This window comes from Streptosporangium sp. NPDC049248 (assembly GCF_040678965.1).
In the GTDB taxonomy this organism is placed as follows: Bacteria; Actinomycetota; Actinomycetes; order Streptosporangiales; family Streptosporangiaceae; genus Streptosporangium; species Streptosporangium fukuiense.
In genome coordinates this window covers 12,836-30,293 of sequence record NZ_JBFAQY010000022.1, presented here as the reverse complement: position 1 = coordinate 30,293, position 17,458 = coordinate 12,836, and the positions used below count along the sequence as shown (strand labels likewise).

The 17,458-nt window shown below is 70.2% G+C and carries 14 protein-coding genes; 6 read left to right on the top strand and 8 right to left on the bottom strand.

From position 1 onward, the window contains the following. Positions 1-39: 39 nt before the first annotated feature. The 3 genes from AB0K21_RS31360 to npdG all read right to left on the bottom strand — a co-directional run bounded on the left by AB0K21_RS31360 (position 40) and on the right by npdG (position 2,214). Complete coding sequence (locus AB0K21_RS31360; RefSeq protein ID WP_343963950.1) at positions 40-1,212, bottom strand: aminotransferase class I/II-fold pyridoxal phosphate-dependent enzyme; 1,173 nt, start codon at positions 1,210-1,212, stop codon at positions 40-42. Positions 1,213-1,244: 32 nt separating this feature from the next. Beyond that, positions 1,245-1,418: a hypothetical protein gene (locus tag AB0K21_RS31355; protein ID WP_364155302.1), complete on the bottom strand. Its 174-nt coding sequence runs from the start codon at positions 1,416-1,418 to the stop codon at positions 1,245-1,247. Between the two features lie 130 nt (positions 1,419-1,548). Next, on the bottom strand, positions 1,549-2,214 hold the full coding sequence (npdG, locus tag AB0K21_RS31350) for an NADPH-dependent F420 reductase (RefSeq protein WP_343963954.1): 666 nt from the start codon (positions 2,212-2,214) through the stop codon (positions 1,549-1,551). A gap of 123 nt (positions 2,215-2,337) precedes the next feature. Between npdG and AB0K21_RS31345 the strand changes: the two genes are divergently transcribed. Further along, positions 2,338-2,916 (top strand): hypothetical protein, encoded by a 579-nt coding sequence (locus tag AB0K21_RS31345; protein WP_343963956.1) that lies wholly within the window; start codon positions 2,338-2,340, stop codon positions 2,914-2,916. 22 nt (positions 2,917-2,938) lie between these two features. On the opposite strand, the gene AB0K21_RS31340 is transcribed toward AB0K21_RS31345, so the two are convergent. Further along, positions 2,939-3,121, bottom strand: coding sequence for a hypothetical protein (locus AB0K21_RS31340; protein WP_030921218.1), 183 nt, complete (start codon positions 3,119-3,121; stop codon positions 2,939-2,941). Between the two features lie 44 nt (positions 3,122-3,165). Here AB0K21_RS31340 and map point away from each other — a divergent pair, with 44 nt between their 5' ends. After that, positions 3,166-4,014, top strand: coding sequence for a type I methionyl aminopeptidase (gene map, locus AB0K21_RS31335; RefSeq protein ID WP_343963959.1), 849 nt, complete (start codon positions 3,166-3,168; stop codon positions 4,012-4,014). Positions 4,015-4,048: 34 nt separating this feature from the next. On the opposite strand, the gene AB0K21_RS31330 is transcribed toward map, so the two are convergent. The 4 genes from AB0K21_RS31330 to AB0K21_RS31315 all read right to left on the bottom strand — a co-directional run bounded on the left by AB0K21_RS31330 (position 4,049) and on the right by AB0K21_RS31315 (position 8,669). Continuing rightward, complete coding sequence (locus AB0K21_RS31330) at positions 4,049-4,462, bottom strand: hypothetical protein (RefSeq protein ID WP_343963961.1); 414 nt, start codon at positions 4,460-4,462, stop codon at positions 4,049-4,051. A gap of 178 nt (positions 4,463-4,640) precedes the next feature. After that, complete coding sequence (locus AB0K21_RS31325; RefSeq protein WP_364155299.1) at positions 4,641-6,683, bottom strand: cytochrome c oxidase assembly protein; 2,043 nt, start codon at positions 6,681-6,683, stop codon at positions 4,641-4,643. Then, positions 6,680-7,294 carry a copper resistance CopC family protein gene (locus AB0K21_RS31320; RefSeq protein WP_343963965.1) on the bottom strand — a complete coding sequence of 205 codons (615 nt, stop codon included), beginning with the start codon at positions 7,292-7,294 and terminating at the stop codon, positions 6,680-6,682. Before AB0K21_RS31320 ends, AB0K21_RS31325 begins: the two co-directional genes overlap by 4 nt. A gap of 82 nt (positions 7,295-7,376) precedes the next feature. Then, positions 7,377-8,669 carry a helix-turn-helix transcriptional regulator gene (locus AB0K21_RS31315; protein ID WP_343963967.1) on the bottom strand — a complete coding sequence of 431 codons (1,293 nt, stop codon included), beginning with the start codon at positions 8,667-8,669 and terminating at the stop codon, positions 7,377-7,379. A 1,496-nt stretch (positions 8,670-10,165) separates the two neighbouring features. Here AB0K21_RS31315 and AB0K21_RS31310 point away from each other — a divergent pair. The 4 genes from AB0K21_RS31310 to AB0K21_RS31295 all read left to right on the top strand — a co-directional run bounded on the left by AB0K21_RS31310 (position 10,166) and on the right by AB0K21_RS31295 (position 17,442). Continuing rightward, the gene (locus AB0K21_RS31310; RefSeq protein WP_343963969.1) at positions 10,166-10,600 is read left to right on the top strand and encodes a helix-turn-helix transcriptional regulator; all 435 of its coding nucleotides are present in this window, start codon (positions 10,166-10,168) and stop codon (positions 10,598-10,600) included. Positions 10,601-10,692: 92 nt separating this feature from the next. Next, positions 10,693-13,656: a BTAD domain-containing putative transcriptional regulator gene (locus tag AB0K21_RS31305; RefSeq protein ID WP_364155296.1), complete on the top strand. Its 2,964-nt coding sequence runs from the start codon at positions 10,693-10,695 to the stop codon at positions 13,654-13,656. Positions 13,657-13,785: 129 nt separating this feature from the next. Further along, positions 13,786-16,029, top strand: a complete 2,244-nt coding sequence (locus tag AB0K21_RS31300) for a molybdopterin cofactor-binding domain-containing protein (RefSeq protein WP_364155294.1) — start codon at positions 13,786-13,788, stop codon at positions 16,027-16,029. A 36-nt stretch (positions 16,030-16,065) separates the two neighbouring features. Continuing rightward, positions 16,066-17,442: an NCS2 family permease gene (locus tag AB0K21_RS31295; RefSeq protein ID WP_364155292.1), complete on the top strand. Its 1,377-nt coding sequence runs from the start codon at positions 16,066-16,068 to the stop codon at positions 17,440-17,442. Positions 17,443-17,458: the final 16 nt, after the last annotated feature.

Below are 17,458 nucleotides of genomic sequence, written 5' to 3'. Positions count from 1 at the left end.
GCGGCCCCGCGCCGCAGTCTAGGAGACACCGTGGATCCTTCAGGCGAGCGCCTGCTCGAAGTCGGCCCACAGGTCCTCGATGTGCTCGATGCCGACCGCCACCCGTACGGTGCCCTCACCGATCCCGTGCCGGGCGAGCTCCTCGGCCGTCAGGGAGCGGTGGGAGGTGGTCGCGGGGTGCAGGATGAGCGTCTCGACACCGCCGAGAGAGGGGGCCAGCAGGGCCAGCCGCACCGAGCTCATGAACCGCTCGCCCGCCGCCCGGCCACCGACCAGGTCGAACGAGAAGACACCCCCGAAGTCGGGCAGGAGCTTGGCCGCCAGCCCGTACGAGGGATGCGAGGGCAGGCCCGGCCAGTGCACGACGGAGACCGCGGGGTGGTCGTTCAGCCGGGTGGCCAGCTCGCGGGTGTTGAAGCAGTGGCGCTCCATCCGCAGCGGCAGTGTCTGGATGCCGCGCAGGGTGAGCCAGGCGGCGAACGGGTCCGCGGTGGCGCCCAGCTTGACGTTGAAGGCCCACACCCTGCGGTACAGCTCCTCCGCGGCGAAGACGGCGATCCCGCCGAGCACGTCGGTGTGCCCGCTCAGGTACTTGGTCGTGGAGTGCACCACGATGTCGGCCCCGTGCTCCAGCGGCCGGCACAGGATCGGTGAGGCGAAGGTGTTGTCGACCACGGAGACGACTCCGGCCTCGCGTGCCGCCGCGCACATGCCCGGCAGGTCGGCGACCTGGGTCACCGGGTTGGCGATGGTCTCCAGGTAGACCAGTTTCGTCTCCGGCCGCACGGCCGCGCGCAGCGCCGCCGGGTCGTCCCCGGGAACGTAGGAGACCGAGATCCGGAAGCGCCGCTCCAGGTCGTTGATCATCGAGGCGGTGCCGCCGTAGAGCGCCTGCTGCGCGATCAGGTGATCACCGGGCTCCAGCAGCGCGAGCAGCACCGAGTTGACGGCCCCCATTCCGGAACCGGTGGCCACGGCCCCGACACCGCCCTCCAGACCGGCGACGGCCTCCTCCAGGGAGCGGACCGTCGGGTTCGACAGGCGCCCGTAGACGAAGGCCCCGTCCGGACGGCCCATCCCGTCGGCGAAGACGGCCGGGTCCTCGAAGACGAAGCCGGAGGTCTGGTAGAGCGGCACCGCGATGGGGCGGCTGCCGTTCAGCTGCGGCTGGGGAAGGTGGACGGTGCGGGTCTCCGGGCGAAAATCAGTCATGAGATAAGAATGTCCGGTTAACAGGCCGTTTGTCAGATCTGACTGGTGCGATGTTCGTCATCAAAAGCACAGATCACCCCGGCCCAGGGCACCGGAAAGAGCACCGTGACGGTCCCGGATGCCCGGCGCCGTTCCTTCGCCGAGGAGATCGCCAGGCGGCCGCGCGCGACCACCTGACGAGCACCGGCGCGCGACAGGGCCGGCACCGCCGGGACCGCCGAGGAGGCCGGGTCTGACGTCTGTGAACATCGAGAACGCCGATCGGGACCGGCGCCGGACGGCCTTCCCCACCCCCCGGCGGCACAGACCTCCGGGCAGCCGAAATCGTCAGATGACCTAGATGTCGGTGACGCGCAGGCCGGCGTGGGCCTTGTAGCGGCGGTTGATCGAGATGAAGTTGGCGGTCATCGCCTCAACCTGGTGGGCGTTGCGCAGGCGGCCGCCGTACACGCCGCGCATGCCGGGGATGCGGCCCGCCAGCGCCTGGACGGTGTCGGTGGCCTCGCGGTCGTCGCCCAGCACGAGCACGTCCAGGTCGATCTTGTCGACCTCGGGGTCCAGCAGCAGGACGGCGGAGACATGGTGGAAGGCGGCGACGACCCGGCTCTCGGTCAGGACCGCGGCTGCCTGCTGGGCGGCGCTGCCCTCCTCGACCGCGAGTGCGTACGCGCCCTGCTTGTCGAAGCCGAGCGGGTTGACGCAGTCAATGACGATCTTTCCGGCCAGCTCGGTGCGGAGGGACTCCAGCGTGGAGCGGTGCCCGTCCCAGGGAATGGCCACGATCACCACGTCGGCCTCGGCCGCCACGGTCGGGTTGTCGGCGCCGCGCACCGATCCGCCGATGCTCGCCGCCGCCGCCTGCGCCCGCTCGGCGCTGCGTGAGCCGATCAGCACGCTGTGCCCGGCGAGGGCGAACCGCCGCGCCAACCCCTTGCCCTGGTCCCCGGTCCCGCCCAGGATCCCGATCGAGATTCCGCCCACGTCCGGACTATCAGTGCTCACTCACCGCTCCTCATCATCCCCGACCCTCAAGATCGGACTTCATCGACCATAACGTCTGTCCCGAATCCTCTCAGGGGCGCATTCCCAGGATCATTGCGGGGGGGCTGGTGCACGATGGTGCCCATGGACGCTGGGTCGGTGACACTGCTGCGCGAGATCCTGGCTTCGACGGGCTGGATCGAGCGGACCCGCGAGCTGGGCCTCGCCCTGCGCGCGACCCGCTCGGTCGGCGGCCTGCTGGTGGTCGGCACGCCCGAGGAGGAGCCCTGGCACCTGACCGCGCACCTGAGCGACGAGGCCAGGCTCTCCGGGCTGCCCCAGCTCTCCCCGACGCTGGTCCGCTGGGCACCCGCCCCCGGCGCGCCCGCGCACCTGCGGGTCGGGCTGGAACGGATCCGGCAGGCCGGGCGGGGCGAGACCCTGTTCGTGGTCGCCGAGGAGCGCGCCCCCGAGGCGCTGCTGGAGCGGGTGAGCGACGCCCGCAGGACCGGCACCACGATCCTGGCCCTGGACGGCGGTGACACGGACCTTACCGGCCTGGCCCACGACGCGTTGACGGTCCCCGAACGGGCGCCGTTCTCCTTCGACGGGGCACAGCACCTGGTGAGCATGGCCGCGGGCGAGGTCGAACGGCGCCCCACCCTGCGTGACCGCCTGGCCAGGCTGCTGGATCGGGTCAGCGGCCCGCAGGTCACCGACTAGGCGTACCGGCCACGCTCCGTCCTCAGTCGTCGTCCTCCCATGCCTGGTCCTCCTTCTTCCAGTCCTCGTTCCGATCGGCCGCGGTCTTCAGCGCGTTGGCCGCGGCCTCGCGCGTCGGGTACGGCCCCATCCGGTCCTTGTTCGGGCAACCCTCGTCGGGTTCGACGGCCATGTGCTTCAGGCAGAACCACCATTGGTCAGTCATGCGGCAATCCTGCCCAGTGGGAAGCGCAACTAGACTGTGCAACCATGACGACACTGCTCCAGCCCGGGCGGATCTCTCCCCTCCGCAAGGTTCCCTCTCACATCCAGCGGCCGGAGTACGTCGGGAAGAAGTCCCCGAAGACCGGGGAGTCCGACGTCAAGACCCCCGAGATCATCGAGCGGATGCGGATCGCGGGCAAGCTGGCGGCTCAGGCGCTCGAAGAGGTCGGTAGGCACGTGGCGCCCGGCGTCACCACCGACGAGCTCGACCGGATCGGCCACGAGTTCCTCTGCGAGCGGGGGGCGTATCCCAGCACGCTCGGCTACCGGGGATATCCCAAGTCGCTGTGCACCTCGATCAACGAGGTGATCTGCCACGGCATCCCCGACGACACCGTGCTGCGCGACGGCGACATCGTCAACGTCGACATCACCGCCTTCATCGGGGGCGTGCACGGCGACACCGACGCCACCTTCCTGGTCGGCGACGTCGACGAGGAGTCACGGCTGCTGGTCGAGCGCACCCGTGAGGCCACCAACCGGGCCATCAAGGCCATCGCTCCCGGCCGGCAGCTCAACGTGGCCGGTCGCGTGATCGAGGCCTACGCCAAGCGGTTCGGTTACGGCGTGGTCCGTGACTTCACCGGCCACGGCATCGGCACCACGTTCCACTCGGGCCTGATCGTCCCGCACTACGACGACCCGTCACTGGCGGTCACGCTGGAGCCGGGCATGACGTTCACGATCGAGCCCATGCTGACGCTCGGCACCATCGACTACGACGTCTGGCCCGACGGCTGGACCGCCGTCACCAAGGATCGCAAGCGGACCGCCCAGTTCGAGCACACCATTCTGGTGACCGAGACCGGCCACGAGATCCTGACCCTGCCCTAGCGGAGCTCGCCCGGCGCCGCGCCTTTCGTGCCGCCTAGTCCTGGCGGGGCACCACTCCGCTGACCGTGGTTCCCTCGCCGGGAACGCCGTTGACGCTGAGCGTGCCGCCGACCTGGTCGAAGTGGGCGTGCATGGCGGTGACGCCCCGGCCCTCGGCCCGCCCGAAGAAGCCGACACCGTTGTCGCTCACCGTCATGCGCAGGCCACTGGGGCCGAGGGTGACGGCGACGGCCACGACCCGTGCGCCGCTGTGCCGCTCGACGTTGGTGAGCGCCTCCCCGAGCGTGGCCATCACGGCCTTGGTGATCGCGGCCGGAACCTCGCCGGCGGGCAGCGCCCAGATCTCGACGGTGGTCCCGGTGCGCTCGGACCATTCGGTGAGATGCCCCTCAAGGGCCTGGGCCAGGCTACGACTCCGGCCCTCACGTACGCGCAGTTCCTCGGACACTGCTCAACCTTCCTGATGCACGTTGCAGCCACCGGCCCCCCGACCGAATATGTGACTGGGCGTGGCGCGCGATGACGAAGCGCTGCGCCCGCTGCGGTGAGCACGAGCCCCCTGAAACACCAGGCTACCGGGAGGTGCCGGTGAGAGGGCTGGAAGATAGCAGGCCGTGGCCGTCCGGCTATTTCACGCCGTCGCGCTTATTGAGTTTGGCCAGGTACTCATTGTAGGCGTCGAGTTTGGCGTCGCCGCTGCCGCCGGTCCGGGCCGCGGCGGCGTCGGCGCGGCGGTCGGCCCGGCGGGCTCTGCGGTCGTCGGCGCGCCACCACTGGAAGGCCAGTGCGAGGAGCACGACGAGCGTCGGGATCTCGCCGAACCCCCAGGCGATGGCTCCGCCGGTCTGCTGGTCCTCGACGGCGGAGGCGCCCCACGTCCTGCCCAGCTGGTCGTACCAGTCGGAGGCCAGCACGGTGGTCATGCTCATCAGCGCGATGCCGAAGAAGGCGTGGAACGGCATGGTCACGAACAGCAGGAGGAGCCGGGCCACGTGCGGCAGCTGGTAGGGAGCGGGGTCGATACCGATGATCACCCAGAAGAACAGGGAGCCGCTGACCAGGAAGTGCACGGTCATCACGATGTGGCCGAGGTGCTCCTCCATCGCGGCGGCGAACAGCGGTGTGAAGTACAACGCGTAGGTGGAGACGATGAAGATCGTGGTAGCGATCGCCGGATGGGTGACGAAGCGGACGTACCTACTGTGCAGGATCGTGGTCAGCCACTCGCGCGGCCCTCGGTCGCCCCTGCGGGCGGCGGGCTTGAGAGCACGCAGGGCCAGGGTGACGGGCGCGCCGAGCACCAGGAAGATCGGCACCATCATCGACAGCGTCATGTGCTCGGCCATGTGCACGCTGAACAGCACCTTGGCGTAGCGGGCGACGCCGCTCTGGGTGGCGACCAGCAGGATCAGCACACCGGTGAACCAGGCGGCCGTACGCCCCTTGGACCAGGAGTCGCCACGCCGGGTGAGCCGTACGACACCGGCGAGGTAGAGGCCGGCCAGCAGCGCGATGACCGTGCCGGAGAACAGGTCGAACCACCACAGCGAGGCCAGGTTGGCCAGCGAGATCTCCGGCGGCATGGTGTAGCCGAGCACCTCGAAGGCCCTGTCGACGGGCAGCACCGCCGGGGGCGGCGCGGTGCGGGAGAGCGCGACGGCCAGCCCGATGGCCGCGAACATGACGACGATCTCACCGGTGGCGAAGCGGACGAAGGTGCCGGGGCCGCCCGCGGCGAGCGACGGCAGGGTCCGCTTGCGGTGCCACCAGCCGACGACGCCGAGCAGCGCGAACGCGGCGGTCTTGGCCAGCAGCAGCAGGCCGTAGGCGGAGGTGAAGAGCTCGGAGACCGAGGTGAGCCTGGCCAGGACGCTGAACAGGCCGGACAGTCCCACCCCGACGAAGCACCACAGTGCCAGGGCCGAGAAGCGGGCGGCGGCGATCTCCAGGTACGGCTGCCGGCGCAGCGCGTGCGCGCAGAGCACGCCGAGGCCACCCACCCAGAGCGCGAGGACGACGAGGTGCAGCGCGACACCGGTGGTGGCCAGGTCATGGTTGGGCGAGGAGGCGGAGTGGCCGGTCAGCGCGGGCGGGAGCAGGGTGACCAGGGCGAGGACGAGCAGGCCGCCGGACGCGCCGGCGGTGATCGCCCCTCGGGCGAAGAGCGCGATCGCGACCGAGAAGAGCACGACCAGGGTCAGCGCGATGCCCTGGGAGACCTGGCTGGCGAAGCTGGTGAGCTCGTTGCCGCCGAGCACGTCGGCCACCGGCAGCCCGAGCGCCTCGGAGAGGCTGAACACCATCGTGGCGGCGGCGGCCCCGGCCCAGACGAGCGCGACCCAGGAGGCGGCCTTGACGTAGCCGAGCGCGGGTTTGCCCAGCAGACCCTTGTCGTTGGGGAGCAGGACCGTGGCGGCCAGGAGCACGCCGACGGTGAGCACGCCCGCCGCGTCCATCGTCAGCTTCGCCAGCGGCAGTCCCCAGCGGGTGAAGGTTCCCTGGTCGGGCAGGCCGGGGATGATGCGCGGGGTCGCGGCGCCTCCGGCGATCATCGCGATCACCAGGGCGGCGGCGGCCGCCACCGCGGCCGCCAGGGCGAGCCTCACCGCCCGGCTGTTCCCCGGCGTCTCGCTCCGCGCCGCCTGCGCGGAGCGCGCGGGCCCGCTCATGGCCGCTTCTTGTTGCGCACGCTGAGGAACATGCCGATGCCGATGCCGGTCACGCCGCCGACGACGATCCACATCCAGCCGGGCACGCCCTGCGAGGAGCCGGGCTCCTCGTCGCCGACCGCGGCTGCCGGGCTGAGCGCGGCGGCCGGCGCGTTCTCTGCCGAGGTCTCCGCGGTGACCGGGCTCTCGGCCACCGCCGGGGACTCGGCGGCGGTGGCGGACGGCGACGCCGATTCCGACGGGGAGGCGGAACCGAGCAGGGTGAAGGGGATCTCCCCCTCTATCGGGTGGCCGTCGGAGGAGACGACGCGATACGCGATGACGTAGTCACCCGGAGGGAGATCCTCCTTGACCTTCTGGGTCACCACCGCGCCGTCGAGGACGGGTTTGCCGTCCTGGTGGTTCTCGTCCCCGGAACGTACGACGACGTTCGGGAAGCGCACCGAGGCGGTGAACGTCAGCTTCACCTCCTCCAGGCTCTCGACCTTGGCGCCCTTGGCGGGGTCACTGCTCTTGAGCCGGTCATGGGCGAAGGCCGGCGAGGCGAAGGCCGTGCCGAGCACGAGGGCGGCGAGAAGCGCGAGGGCGACCGCGACAGGGGAAGTCTTCATGGCAACCCCAAGGCTACCCACGTGACCACGCGGTCTCGACCCCCCTGTCCGATCCGGCTTCGGCGCGGGTCCTCCGCCCCTCCTACAGCCCGACGCCGGCCAGCGCCCGCCGGTAGGCGTCGACGCTCCGGTCCGGCTCGTCGATACGTTCCAGGACCCGGGCCGCGGTCAGCCAGGCATGGGCGGTGAAGCGGGTCTCCGGCGCCTGCTCCAGGCACTCAGTCCCGGCGAGCAGTTCCTGCGAGGCCTGCTCCTGCAGGCCCAGCTCCGCCAGGGTCTCACCGTGCAGCAGGCGGGCCTCCGCCTGCATGACCTTCGGCATGCCGTCGAGCAGATCGCAGACGAAGCGCATGCGCTCCTCGGCCCGTTCGGGCTGGGCGAGCAGCAGCTCCGCCCGGACGAGGTTCATCGCGCAGCGCATCTTGTCTATCGAGCTGGCAGAGCTCTCCGCCAGTTCCTTCTCCACCTTCAACAGCACGTCACGCCAGGCCTCGGCCTCCATGGGCCGCACGATCAGCAGGACCTGGGCGTAGTCGCCGCGCAGCCGGGCCAGCCTTCGGGCGTCACCGTACTCGGACTGGATGGCCAGGGCACGCTCGGCCTGCGTGACCGCCTCGTCGGCGTGGCCGCTCTCGACCGCGACGATCGCGGCGCCCCAGTGCGCCAGGGTGAGCGCCTGCGGGCTGGCGAGGAGCTCGGCGGCGGCGATCATCTCGGCGGAGAAGTGACGCGCCCGGAGCAGGTCGCCGCGCTCGATGTAGGCCGCGAGCAGCTGGCCGCCCAACCGCATCAGGCCGTCCGTCCAGGCCGGCCGGACCGCGCCGGTGAGGATCTCCTCGGGGACCTGCACCGCCCGGGCCAGGTCCCCGCTCTCCCGGTAACAGCGCGAGAGCGCGACCGCGACCGCGACGTGACGCTCGGGGCTCAGGGCCGCCTCGTCACCCTCGCGCAGCCCGTTGAGCAGGACGATCGCCTGCTCCAGATCGCCGCAGGCCTCGGTCGAGAGGGCCAGGCCGTACTCGGCGTCCTGCCGCAGCTGGGGCAGGCCCGCCAGTCCGCTGTCGGCGAGGAGTTCGGCGTAACGGGTGCGAGCCTCGACGACCTCGCCGTTGTCCATGGCCAGCTGCGCGTAGCTGAGCGCGAGCTCGATCTCCTGCATCTGCTCGGCCGTGACACCATTGATCAAATATGTAAGGGAACAGTCGAGTTTTTCGGCCAGCAGCTCCAGCACCGCGGGGGTCGGAGTACGCTTGCCACTCTCGATGAGAGATACGTAACTGTCCGACAGTTCTGGATGGGCGAGCTGCGCCTGGGAAAAACCACGTTGCCGGCGGACGGTTTTGATGCGCTGCCCCACCAAGTCTTGACCAGTCACGTTACCCCTTGAAAGATATCATTTGAGCAGCAGAACCTACGACAGGAGTCTCCCCGTGCGCCGACGTCTTGCCTTGTCTGCCCTCGCCATGCTATTTACGGCTGCTTTTGCCGTCACTGGCAATGCTACGACCGCGAGTGCTGATTCGTCTGCCCCCCTGAAGGACACCGGTAAGTATTCTTTGCAGACGAGCGCCGCCCAGTCCCACCTGGGCTGGGGCTACCCGGACTGAGCGACGGCTCAGCCCGCCGTAAGGACAGGGAACGGAAAGAACCCCTCCCGCCCTCGTGGAGAGCTTCCAGCCGGCGAGCCACTCCACCCCGGCGGAGCCGGTGCGGCCCGCACCGGCGTGAGCGTGCAGGCCTCCGGCGTGCGCGCTCCGCGAGACGGGACCCGCGGGTAGCGGCGGAGCCGGGATCCAGAACCCTTCCGTGGAAGAGCGTCACCCTTCACGGAGGATCCCGGCCGCAGGCAACACCTACATATAGATCCCATTACATACGTATAGATTTTATTGCAGGTCACGGCTCGAACCGAGGGGGGCGACGGCGCCCACCCGCCCCCTCTCATCGGCCATGCCTTTCCGCCCGCCTTTCATCGCCGACCGGTCCGCGGGCCGGTCGGCTCGCGGAATTCGAGCCGACCGCCCATGCCGCCGACCGGCCCGCGGACTTGTCGGCTCACGGCCCCTTTGTCACCGGCCTCCGTGTCACCGACCGCGTCTCTCGACCCCCCGCTTTTGAACCAGCCATTACTCTAGAAATACATTGAACTAATCCGCTATCAAGTCAATGTCCTAAACCGGTCAGCCGGCTTCCCCGAAGAGGGAGCGGCCTGTCTGCTTCAGGCGGGGAAAAGCACCCCCGGGTGAGGCCGCGAGCGCGGCCCGGCCGAAGGAAGGTCACCGGACGGCCCGCCCTCGCCTCGCCCCCCGGATCCCGACCTCCTGCTCGGACCCGTGCGGCCCGCCCCCCGGGCATCTCTAGATGATCTCTAGGACCGCCTGCGACAGTCGGAGGGCGGGAATTCCAGAAAGATCCGGCGAGGACCACCGGCCGGGATTCTGTTGCTCCGGACCTCCGGTCTGAGAATCCCTTTCCTGGCGCCTCTCTCGTCATCGCGGACCGGAACGACAGGACGGAGGGACGATCGATGGACGCCCCTTCCTCGCGCGCGTACGACGGCGGATCCGGCACACGTGTCACACGCCTCCCCTTCCGCATCGCGAATCACCTCGGAAATCCATCGGAGTCCGATCCGAGGGCGGCGTCACCTGCCGGGAGGAACACGCGGGTGTTCGGTCAAGCGCAGTTCGCGGGGGGCACATGACCCATTCTTTCCTGCCCCCTCCTTCGGCAGAGGGGAGAGACCAGATACGCCCCGATATCAACGCCCTCTGCTCGTCCGCGAGGCGCAGCGTGGCCGTTCTCCTGCCCAATCCCAGAACCGGCGTCGCGTTTTCTCGCATCTTCAATTCGGCCGTCATTCCACCTGGCGTGCGGACGAGGGTCGTCGTCGACTCACCGTCCGGAGCGGCCGGTTTCCCCGAGTCGGTGGAACTGAGGGTCGATCCGCTGATCTCCGAGAGATTCCTGATGGTCGACGGCCGCGTCGCCATGACCGGCCACACCTCCCGGATGGCGGTGGTGCGCGCCCCCGCGCTGGTCACGTTGCTGGGAGAGCTGTTCGAGCGCGTCTGGTCACAGGCCGAGCCACGCCTCCGCGAGCGGGAGCCGCTCTCCTCGCTGACGGACCAGGAAAGGACCGTTCTAAGGATGTCCGCGGAGGGCCTGACGGACGAGGTGATCGCCCGCCATCTCGGCCTGACCTCCCGCACCGTACGCCGCCACATGGCCACCGCGATGGAGCGGTTCGGAGCGCAGAGCAGATTCCAGGCCGGGGTCCGCATCGCCAAGGCAGGGATCGTCTAGGCGATCAGCGGGAACTCCGCGCCGCGAACTTGTCAGATAAGGTCGTTCTCCTCGACTTCGCTGTGTCATGCCCAACCGCGTGTGGAGGCCTGGTGGACGAGACGGAAGCCATTACCACCACCGGCGCCGCGGAGGGACTCGGTGTCGACGTTCTGGGACCGGTGACCGGCCGGAGGGGTTCACTCGAACTCGATCTGGGAGAGCCCAGGCAGCAGGCCGTCCTCTGCATCCTGGCGATCAACGCGGGACAGCCGGTCACCAGGGACCGGCTGATCGACGGAGTATGGGGCGAGAGGCCGCCGAAGACGGCGGAACAGAGCGTCTACACATACGTGTCCAGGCTGAGACGGGCACTGGACCCGGACCGGGATCCGCGGAGACCTTCGAGGCCGCTGGTCTCCGTGCCGGGCGGATACTCGCTGCGGCTCGCGCCGGAGCAGGTGGACGCCCTGGTCTTCGAGCGCTGCCTTGACCTGGCCAGGAAGTCGCACGCGAAGGACTCGTACGAGACCGCCCTGCACTCCCTGAACAGGGCCTCGGAACTGTGGCGGGGCACGTGCCTGGGCGGGATTCCCGGCCCGTTCGCCGAGTTCGAGCGGCACAGGTTGAACGAACTACGCCTGACCTCGCTGGAGCTGCACGCGGACCTGCTGCTCCTGCTCCGGCGCCCCCAGGAGGCCGCGGCCCTGCTGGCCCCCCTGACCTGTGAGCACCCGCTGCGCGAAAGGCTCCGCGAGCTGCACATGGTCGCGCTCTACCGCTGCGGCCGGCAGGTGGAGGCGCTGAAGGTCTACCAGGAGATCCGGCACCTGCTGGCCGAGGAGTTCGGCATCCAGCCGCACGAGAGTCTCCGCAGGTGCCATGAGCTGATCCTGCGTGCCGATCCCCTGCTCGATCTGCCCTCGGCGACGCTCCCCGCGCTCCCGGAACGGGTTCCCCCGCTCCGGGAGCCCTCACATTCGCGGCACCGCGCCGCCGCCCGGGGGAAGGTGGCCCACCAGTTGCCGCGCGACCCCACCGACTTCGTCGGACGCGCGGAGGAACTCGTGCGGCTCAGAACGCTGCTCTCTCCCTGGGACGGCCGCCCGCCCCGGCATGTCGTCGCGATCACCGGGACACCCGGATCCGGCAAGTCGACCCTGGCGCTCCGGGCCGCGCACCTGGTCCGCGACCGTTTCCCCGACGGGCAGCTGTACGTGAACCTGCGCGGGGCGACGCCCGGCATGAGGCGGCTGGAACCGATCGAGGTGATCAGCAGGTTCCTGCGTGATCTCGGCATGTCCCCGCGCGACATTCCCGCCGACCTCGATGAGGCCGCCGCCCTGTGGCGTGGCGAACTCGACGGCCGCCAGATCCTCGTCGTGCTGGACGACGCCGCCGACCTGGCACAGATCCGTCCGCTGCTGTCGGTGCCGATGGGCAACACGATCCTGACGACCAGCCGGGAGAGCTTCACCCTGCTCGACGACTGTGTCCGTATGCCGATCTCCAGGATGCGGCGCGCCGAGTCCTCCACGATGCTCGCGAGGCTGATCGGGGAGGAGCGGGTCGCCGAGGACGTTCAGGCGACGGCGCGCCTGATCGACCTCTGCGGGGGCCTGCCACTGGCCGTCGGCATCGCGGGAGCCCGGCTGGCGAACCGGCCGCGCTGGGGCGTCGTCGACCTGGTGAACCGGCTGGAGGACGAGCGGGGGCGGCTGCGAGAGCTGGCGGCGGGCGATCTCGCGGTCCGGTCCAGCCTCGCGGTCAGTCACGACATGCTCGCCGGCAGCGACCACCACCTGGACCGGACGGCCGCCCGCGCGCTGCGCGCGCTCGGCGTACTGCAGACGGCCGATGTGACGGCACCTGTCGTCGGCGCCCTGCTGGACGTCCCCGCGGACACCGCGGAGCGCGCGATGGAACGACTGGTCGACGCGCACCTGCTGGAGGAGGACGAGCCGGGAAGGTACCGGCCGCACGACCTGATCCGGCTGTTCGCAGGCGAGCAGGTCGCCCGCGAGGAGACGGAGACGGATCGCGACGCCATGCTGGACCGGGCGCTGAGCTTCTATGTCGGGACCACCCGGCTGGCCGTGAAGCTGGCCCGCTACCCTCGCGCGGAGTCGGCGGACGTCGATCTCGGTGCCGGCCCTCTTCCGCTCGGCTCCTACCAGGAGGCCCACGAGTGGCTGAACCGGGAACAGGCCAATCTCCTGTCCGCCGCCTTCCAGGCGATGTCCGCTCCCCGGGAGCGGACCTCGCGTCTCGGTGTCGCCCTGGTCTTCGCGCTCTTCTGGCACCTCCACCACGCCGGCCTTCCCGCTCGCCTCCTCACGATCAGCCGGCGGACCCTCGCGGCCGGGCAGCGGCTGGAGGATCACCGGCTGGAGGCGGGGGCGCACAGCCTCGTGGGCCTCGCGCTGAACATGGTCGGCCGTCTCGAAGAGGCCCTGCACCACTTCCGGCAGCACCTGATCCTGTGCCGCCGGCTCTCCGAGCGGCACGGTGAGCAGAAGGCGCTGGGCAATCTCGCCATGAACTATCTCGAACTCGGCTGCTACGAGAAGTGCATCGGCTGCGCCGAGAAACAGCGGGAGGTCGCGGACGCGATCGGGCACAGGTCAGGTGAGCACTACGCGCTCACCATGATCGGTTCTGGGTACCACGGCCTGCGCCGGTTCGAGCAGGCACTGGCCATGCTGGACGAGGCCCTGTTCAAGTGCCGCAGGGACGGCAACCTGTATCAGGAGACGGCCGTGCACGAGAGACTGGGCGGCGTTCACCTCGACCTGGGGGACGCCGCGGCGGCCAGGGCCTCCTTCGAGGCCGGCCTCGACTGCGCGCGCGCCGCGCAGGTGGTCGTCGCCGAACCGTACCTGCTGCTCGGCCTGGCCCGCTCCCTGCTGCTCCTCGGCGAGACCGAGCAGGCTGTGACCCACCTGGGGCGTTCCATCGCGTCCGCCAGGGCGACGGGGAACGACGAGGTGGAGAGGAAGGCGTCGGCGGAGCGGGCGGCCATCGGGGCCGTCCGCGAGAAACCGTCCACCTCCCCGGGCCGGATGATGGCCCTCTGAGGACCGCCGGCCCGGTGGGCCGATCACGCGCACCTGCCGGGCACAACCGTAAGAGTCGCTAACGACCGCCTCCCGCGTTCCCCCGTGTCTGCCATGTCCGGCCCCGTGCCAGGCTGATGTACTACCGGAGTGAGCGGCATCGAAACGCGGCAGAGCCTGGGCATCGGCGAGAGCGTCCTGCGTCCCGACGGGACGCTGAAGGTCACGGGCGAGTTCGCCTACTCCTCCGACCTGTATCTGGCGGACATGATCTGGGGGGTCACCCTGCGCAGTCCGCACCCGTCGGCGTGGATCCGCTCGATCGACGTCGGCCCCGCGCTGGCCATGCCCGGCGTGTACGCGGTGCTCACCCACGAGGACGTGCCCGGCGAGAAGTTCTACGGACTGGAGCACAGGGACCAGCCGGTGCTCGCCGTCGACCAGGTCCGCTACCAGGGCGAGCCGGTCGCGCTGGTCGCCGCCGACCACCCCGAGCGCGCCAGGCGGGCGGCCGCGGCCGTCGTCGTGGAGTACGAGGTCCGCGAGGCCGTCACCGACCCACGCCGGGCCGCCTTCGACGCCTCCTGCCCCGCCGTCCAGGACGGGGGCAACGTGCTGCGCCACCAGCCGATCCGGGTCGGTTCGGTGTTCGAGGCCCCCGTGGTCGTCACCGGCGAGTACGAGGTCGGCATGCAGGACCAGGCCTTCCTCGGCCCGGAGTCCGGGCTGGCCGTGCCCGCCGAGGACGGCGGGGTGGACCTGTACATCGCCACCCAGTGGCTGCACGCCGACCAGAGGCAGATCGCGCCGTGCCTGGGACTGCCCGAGGAGAAGGTGCGGCTCTCGCTGGCCGGGGTGGGCGGCGCGTTCGGCGCCCGTGAGGATCTGTCCATGCAGGTCCACGCGTGCATGCTGGCCCTACGCACGGGCCGTCCCGTGAAGATCGTCTACAACCGCGAGGAGTCCTTCTACGGCCACGTCCACCGGCACCCGGCCCGGATGCGCTATGAGCACGGTGCCACCCGCGAGGGCAGGCTGCTGTACGTCAAAGCGGAGATCCTGCTGGACGGCGGCGCCTACTGCTCCACCTCCCCGGCCGTGGTCGGCAACGCGGCCTCGCTGGGGGTCGGCCCCTACGAGGTGGACAACGTGTGGATCGACGCCTACGGCGTCTACACCAACAACCCGCCCTGCGGGGCGATGCGCGGTTTCGGCGCGGTGCAGGCCTGCTACGCCTACGAGTCGCAGATGGACAGGCTGGCCGAGGCGTGCGGGATCTCCCCCGTCGAGGTCAGGATCCGCAACGCGGTCTCCGAGGGGTCGAGGCTGGCCACCGGGCAGGTGATCGACTCACCCGCGCCGCTGGCCGAGATGCTCGCCGAACTCGCCGCGATGCCGCTGCCCGCCACCCCCACCGCCTCGGAGGACGCCTCGGACGACGCGGGCGGGGCGGACCTGCTGAACATGCCGGGCGGCATCTCACAGACCACCCACGGCGAGGGCGTGCGGCGCGGGGTCGGCTACGGCGTGGGTATCAAGAACATCTGCTTCTCCGAGGGCTTCGACGACCACTCGACCGCCAGGGTACGGGTGGAGCTGATCGGCGGGGAACCGCACGTCCTGGTGCACACGGCCGCGGCCGAGGTGGGACAGGGTCTGCTGATGGTCCAGGAGCAGATCGCCAGGACCGAACTGGAGATCGACACGGTGACGGTCGCGCGGGCGGACACCTCCGTCGGGTCGGCCGGGTCCTCGTCGGCGTCCCGCCAGTCCTACGTCACCGGCGGCGCGGTCAGGGCGGCCTGCCAGGCCGTGCGGGAGCGGCTGGACAAGCTGCGGGCCGACGGATCGTCGCTGGTACGGGCCCTGGAGGTGGCCGGGGCCGTGGAGGAGACCAGGGAGTACCGGCACCGGCCCACCTTCCCGCTGGACCCCCTCACCGGGCAGGGCGACTCCCACACCCAGCTCGCGCTGTGCGTGCACCGCGCGGTCGTGGACGTGGACGTGGAACTCGGCCTGGTCAAGGTGGTGGAGCTGGCCGCGGTCCAGGACGTGGGCCGGATCATGAACCCGCTGGCGCTGGAGGGCCAGATCCACGGCGGTTCCGCCCAGGGGCTGGGGCTGGCGCTCATGGAGGAGATCCAGGTCCAGGACGGGGTGGTGCGAAACCCCTCGTTCACCGACTACCTGATCCCCACCATCCTCGACATGCCGCCGATGCGGGTGTCGATCATGGAGAACCCGGACCCGCACGCCCCCTACGGCCTGCGCGGCGCGGGCGAGCCCCCCACCCTCTCGGCCACCCCCGCGGTGGCCGCCGCCGTACGGGCCGCGACCGGCCTGCCGCTGCCCCGGGTGCCCATTCGCCCCCATGACATCGCTTTGAACGGGTAGGAACCGCTCATCCCCTCCGCCTCCGGAGGGGAGACCATGGATCGCTTCTTCGAGCTCTCGGCCAGGGGGACGACGGTCGGCCGCGAGGTCCGGGGTGGGATAACCACCTTCATGGCGATGGCGTACGTCATCCTGCTGAACCCGATCATCCTGGGCGGGGCGACGGACGTCACGGGGGCCAAGCTGTCGACCCATCAGCTGACCACGTCGACGATCCTCGCGGCGGCGGTGAGCACGCTGCTCATGGGAGTGATCGGCAACGCGCCGCTCGGGGTCGCGACCGGACTCGGGCTGAACGCGGTGGTCGCCTACCAGGCCGCACCGCACATGACGTGGGCCCAGGCGATGGGGCTGGTCGTGCTGGAGGGGCTGGTGATCGTGCTGCTGGCCGTGTCCGGGTTGCGGCAGCTCATCATGAACTCCATCCCGCTGGCACTGAAACACGCGATCAGCGTGGGTATCGGGATGTTCATCACGCTGATCGGGCTGGTGGACGCGGGTTTCGTCGGCAGGGGTACGGGATCGCCGGTCCAGCTCGGCACCACCGGGCGCCTGACGGGCTGGCCGGTGGCGCTGTTCTGCCTGGGGCTGCTGGTGGTGATCGCCCTTTTCGTGCGCAAGGTCCAGGGCGCCATCCTGATCGGCATCGTGATCACCGCTGTGCTCGCCGTCGTGGTCAACACCTTCACCACGGTCCCGCCGGAGCTCTGGGGTGTGGTGATCCCCCGGATGCCGGAAGCGGTGGTCGGGGCACCCGACTTCGGACTGGTCGGCCAGGTGGACCTGTTCGGCGGATTCGCCCGCGCCGGTGCGCTGACCGCCACCATCGTGCTGTTCACGCTCGTACTGTCGGGGTTCTTCGACGCGATGGGCACCATCATCGGGGTGAGCGACGAGGCGGGCCTGGTGGACGAGCAGGGCCGGGTGCCCCGGCTGGGGGCGATCCTCACCGTGGACGGCGTGTCCGCGGCGATCGGGGGTCTCACGAGCTCCTCGGCGAACACGGTGTTCGTGGAGTCGGCGGCCGGGGTCGGGGAGGGAGCCAGGACCGGCCTGGCGGCCGTCGTCACCGGCGCCCTGTTCTCGCTCACCCTGCTCTTCACACCGCTCGCCACCGTCGTCCCCGCCGCCGCGGCGGCGCCCGCGCTGGTCCTGGTGGGCGCGCTGATGATGACCCAGGTCAGGAACGTGCCCTGGGAGGACCTGGCCATCGCGATCCCGGCGTTCCTGACGATCGTGCTGATGCCGTTCACCTACAGCATCACCAACGGGGTGGGCGCGGGCGTGATCTCCTACACCGTCATCCAGGCGGCCCTCGGCCGGGCCGGGAGGATCCCGTGGCTGCTCTGGGTGGTCAGCCTGATCTTCGCGATCTACTTCGGCGTCGACGGCATCGGGACGCTGTTCTTCTGAGCCGGTCCGGATCGCA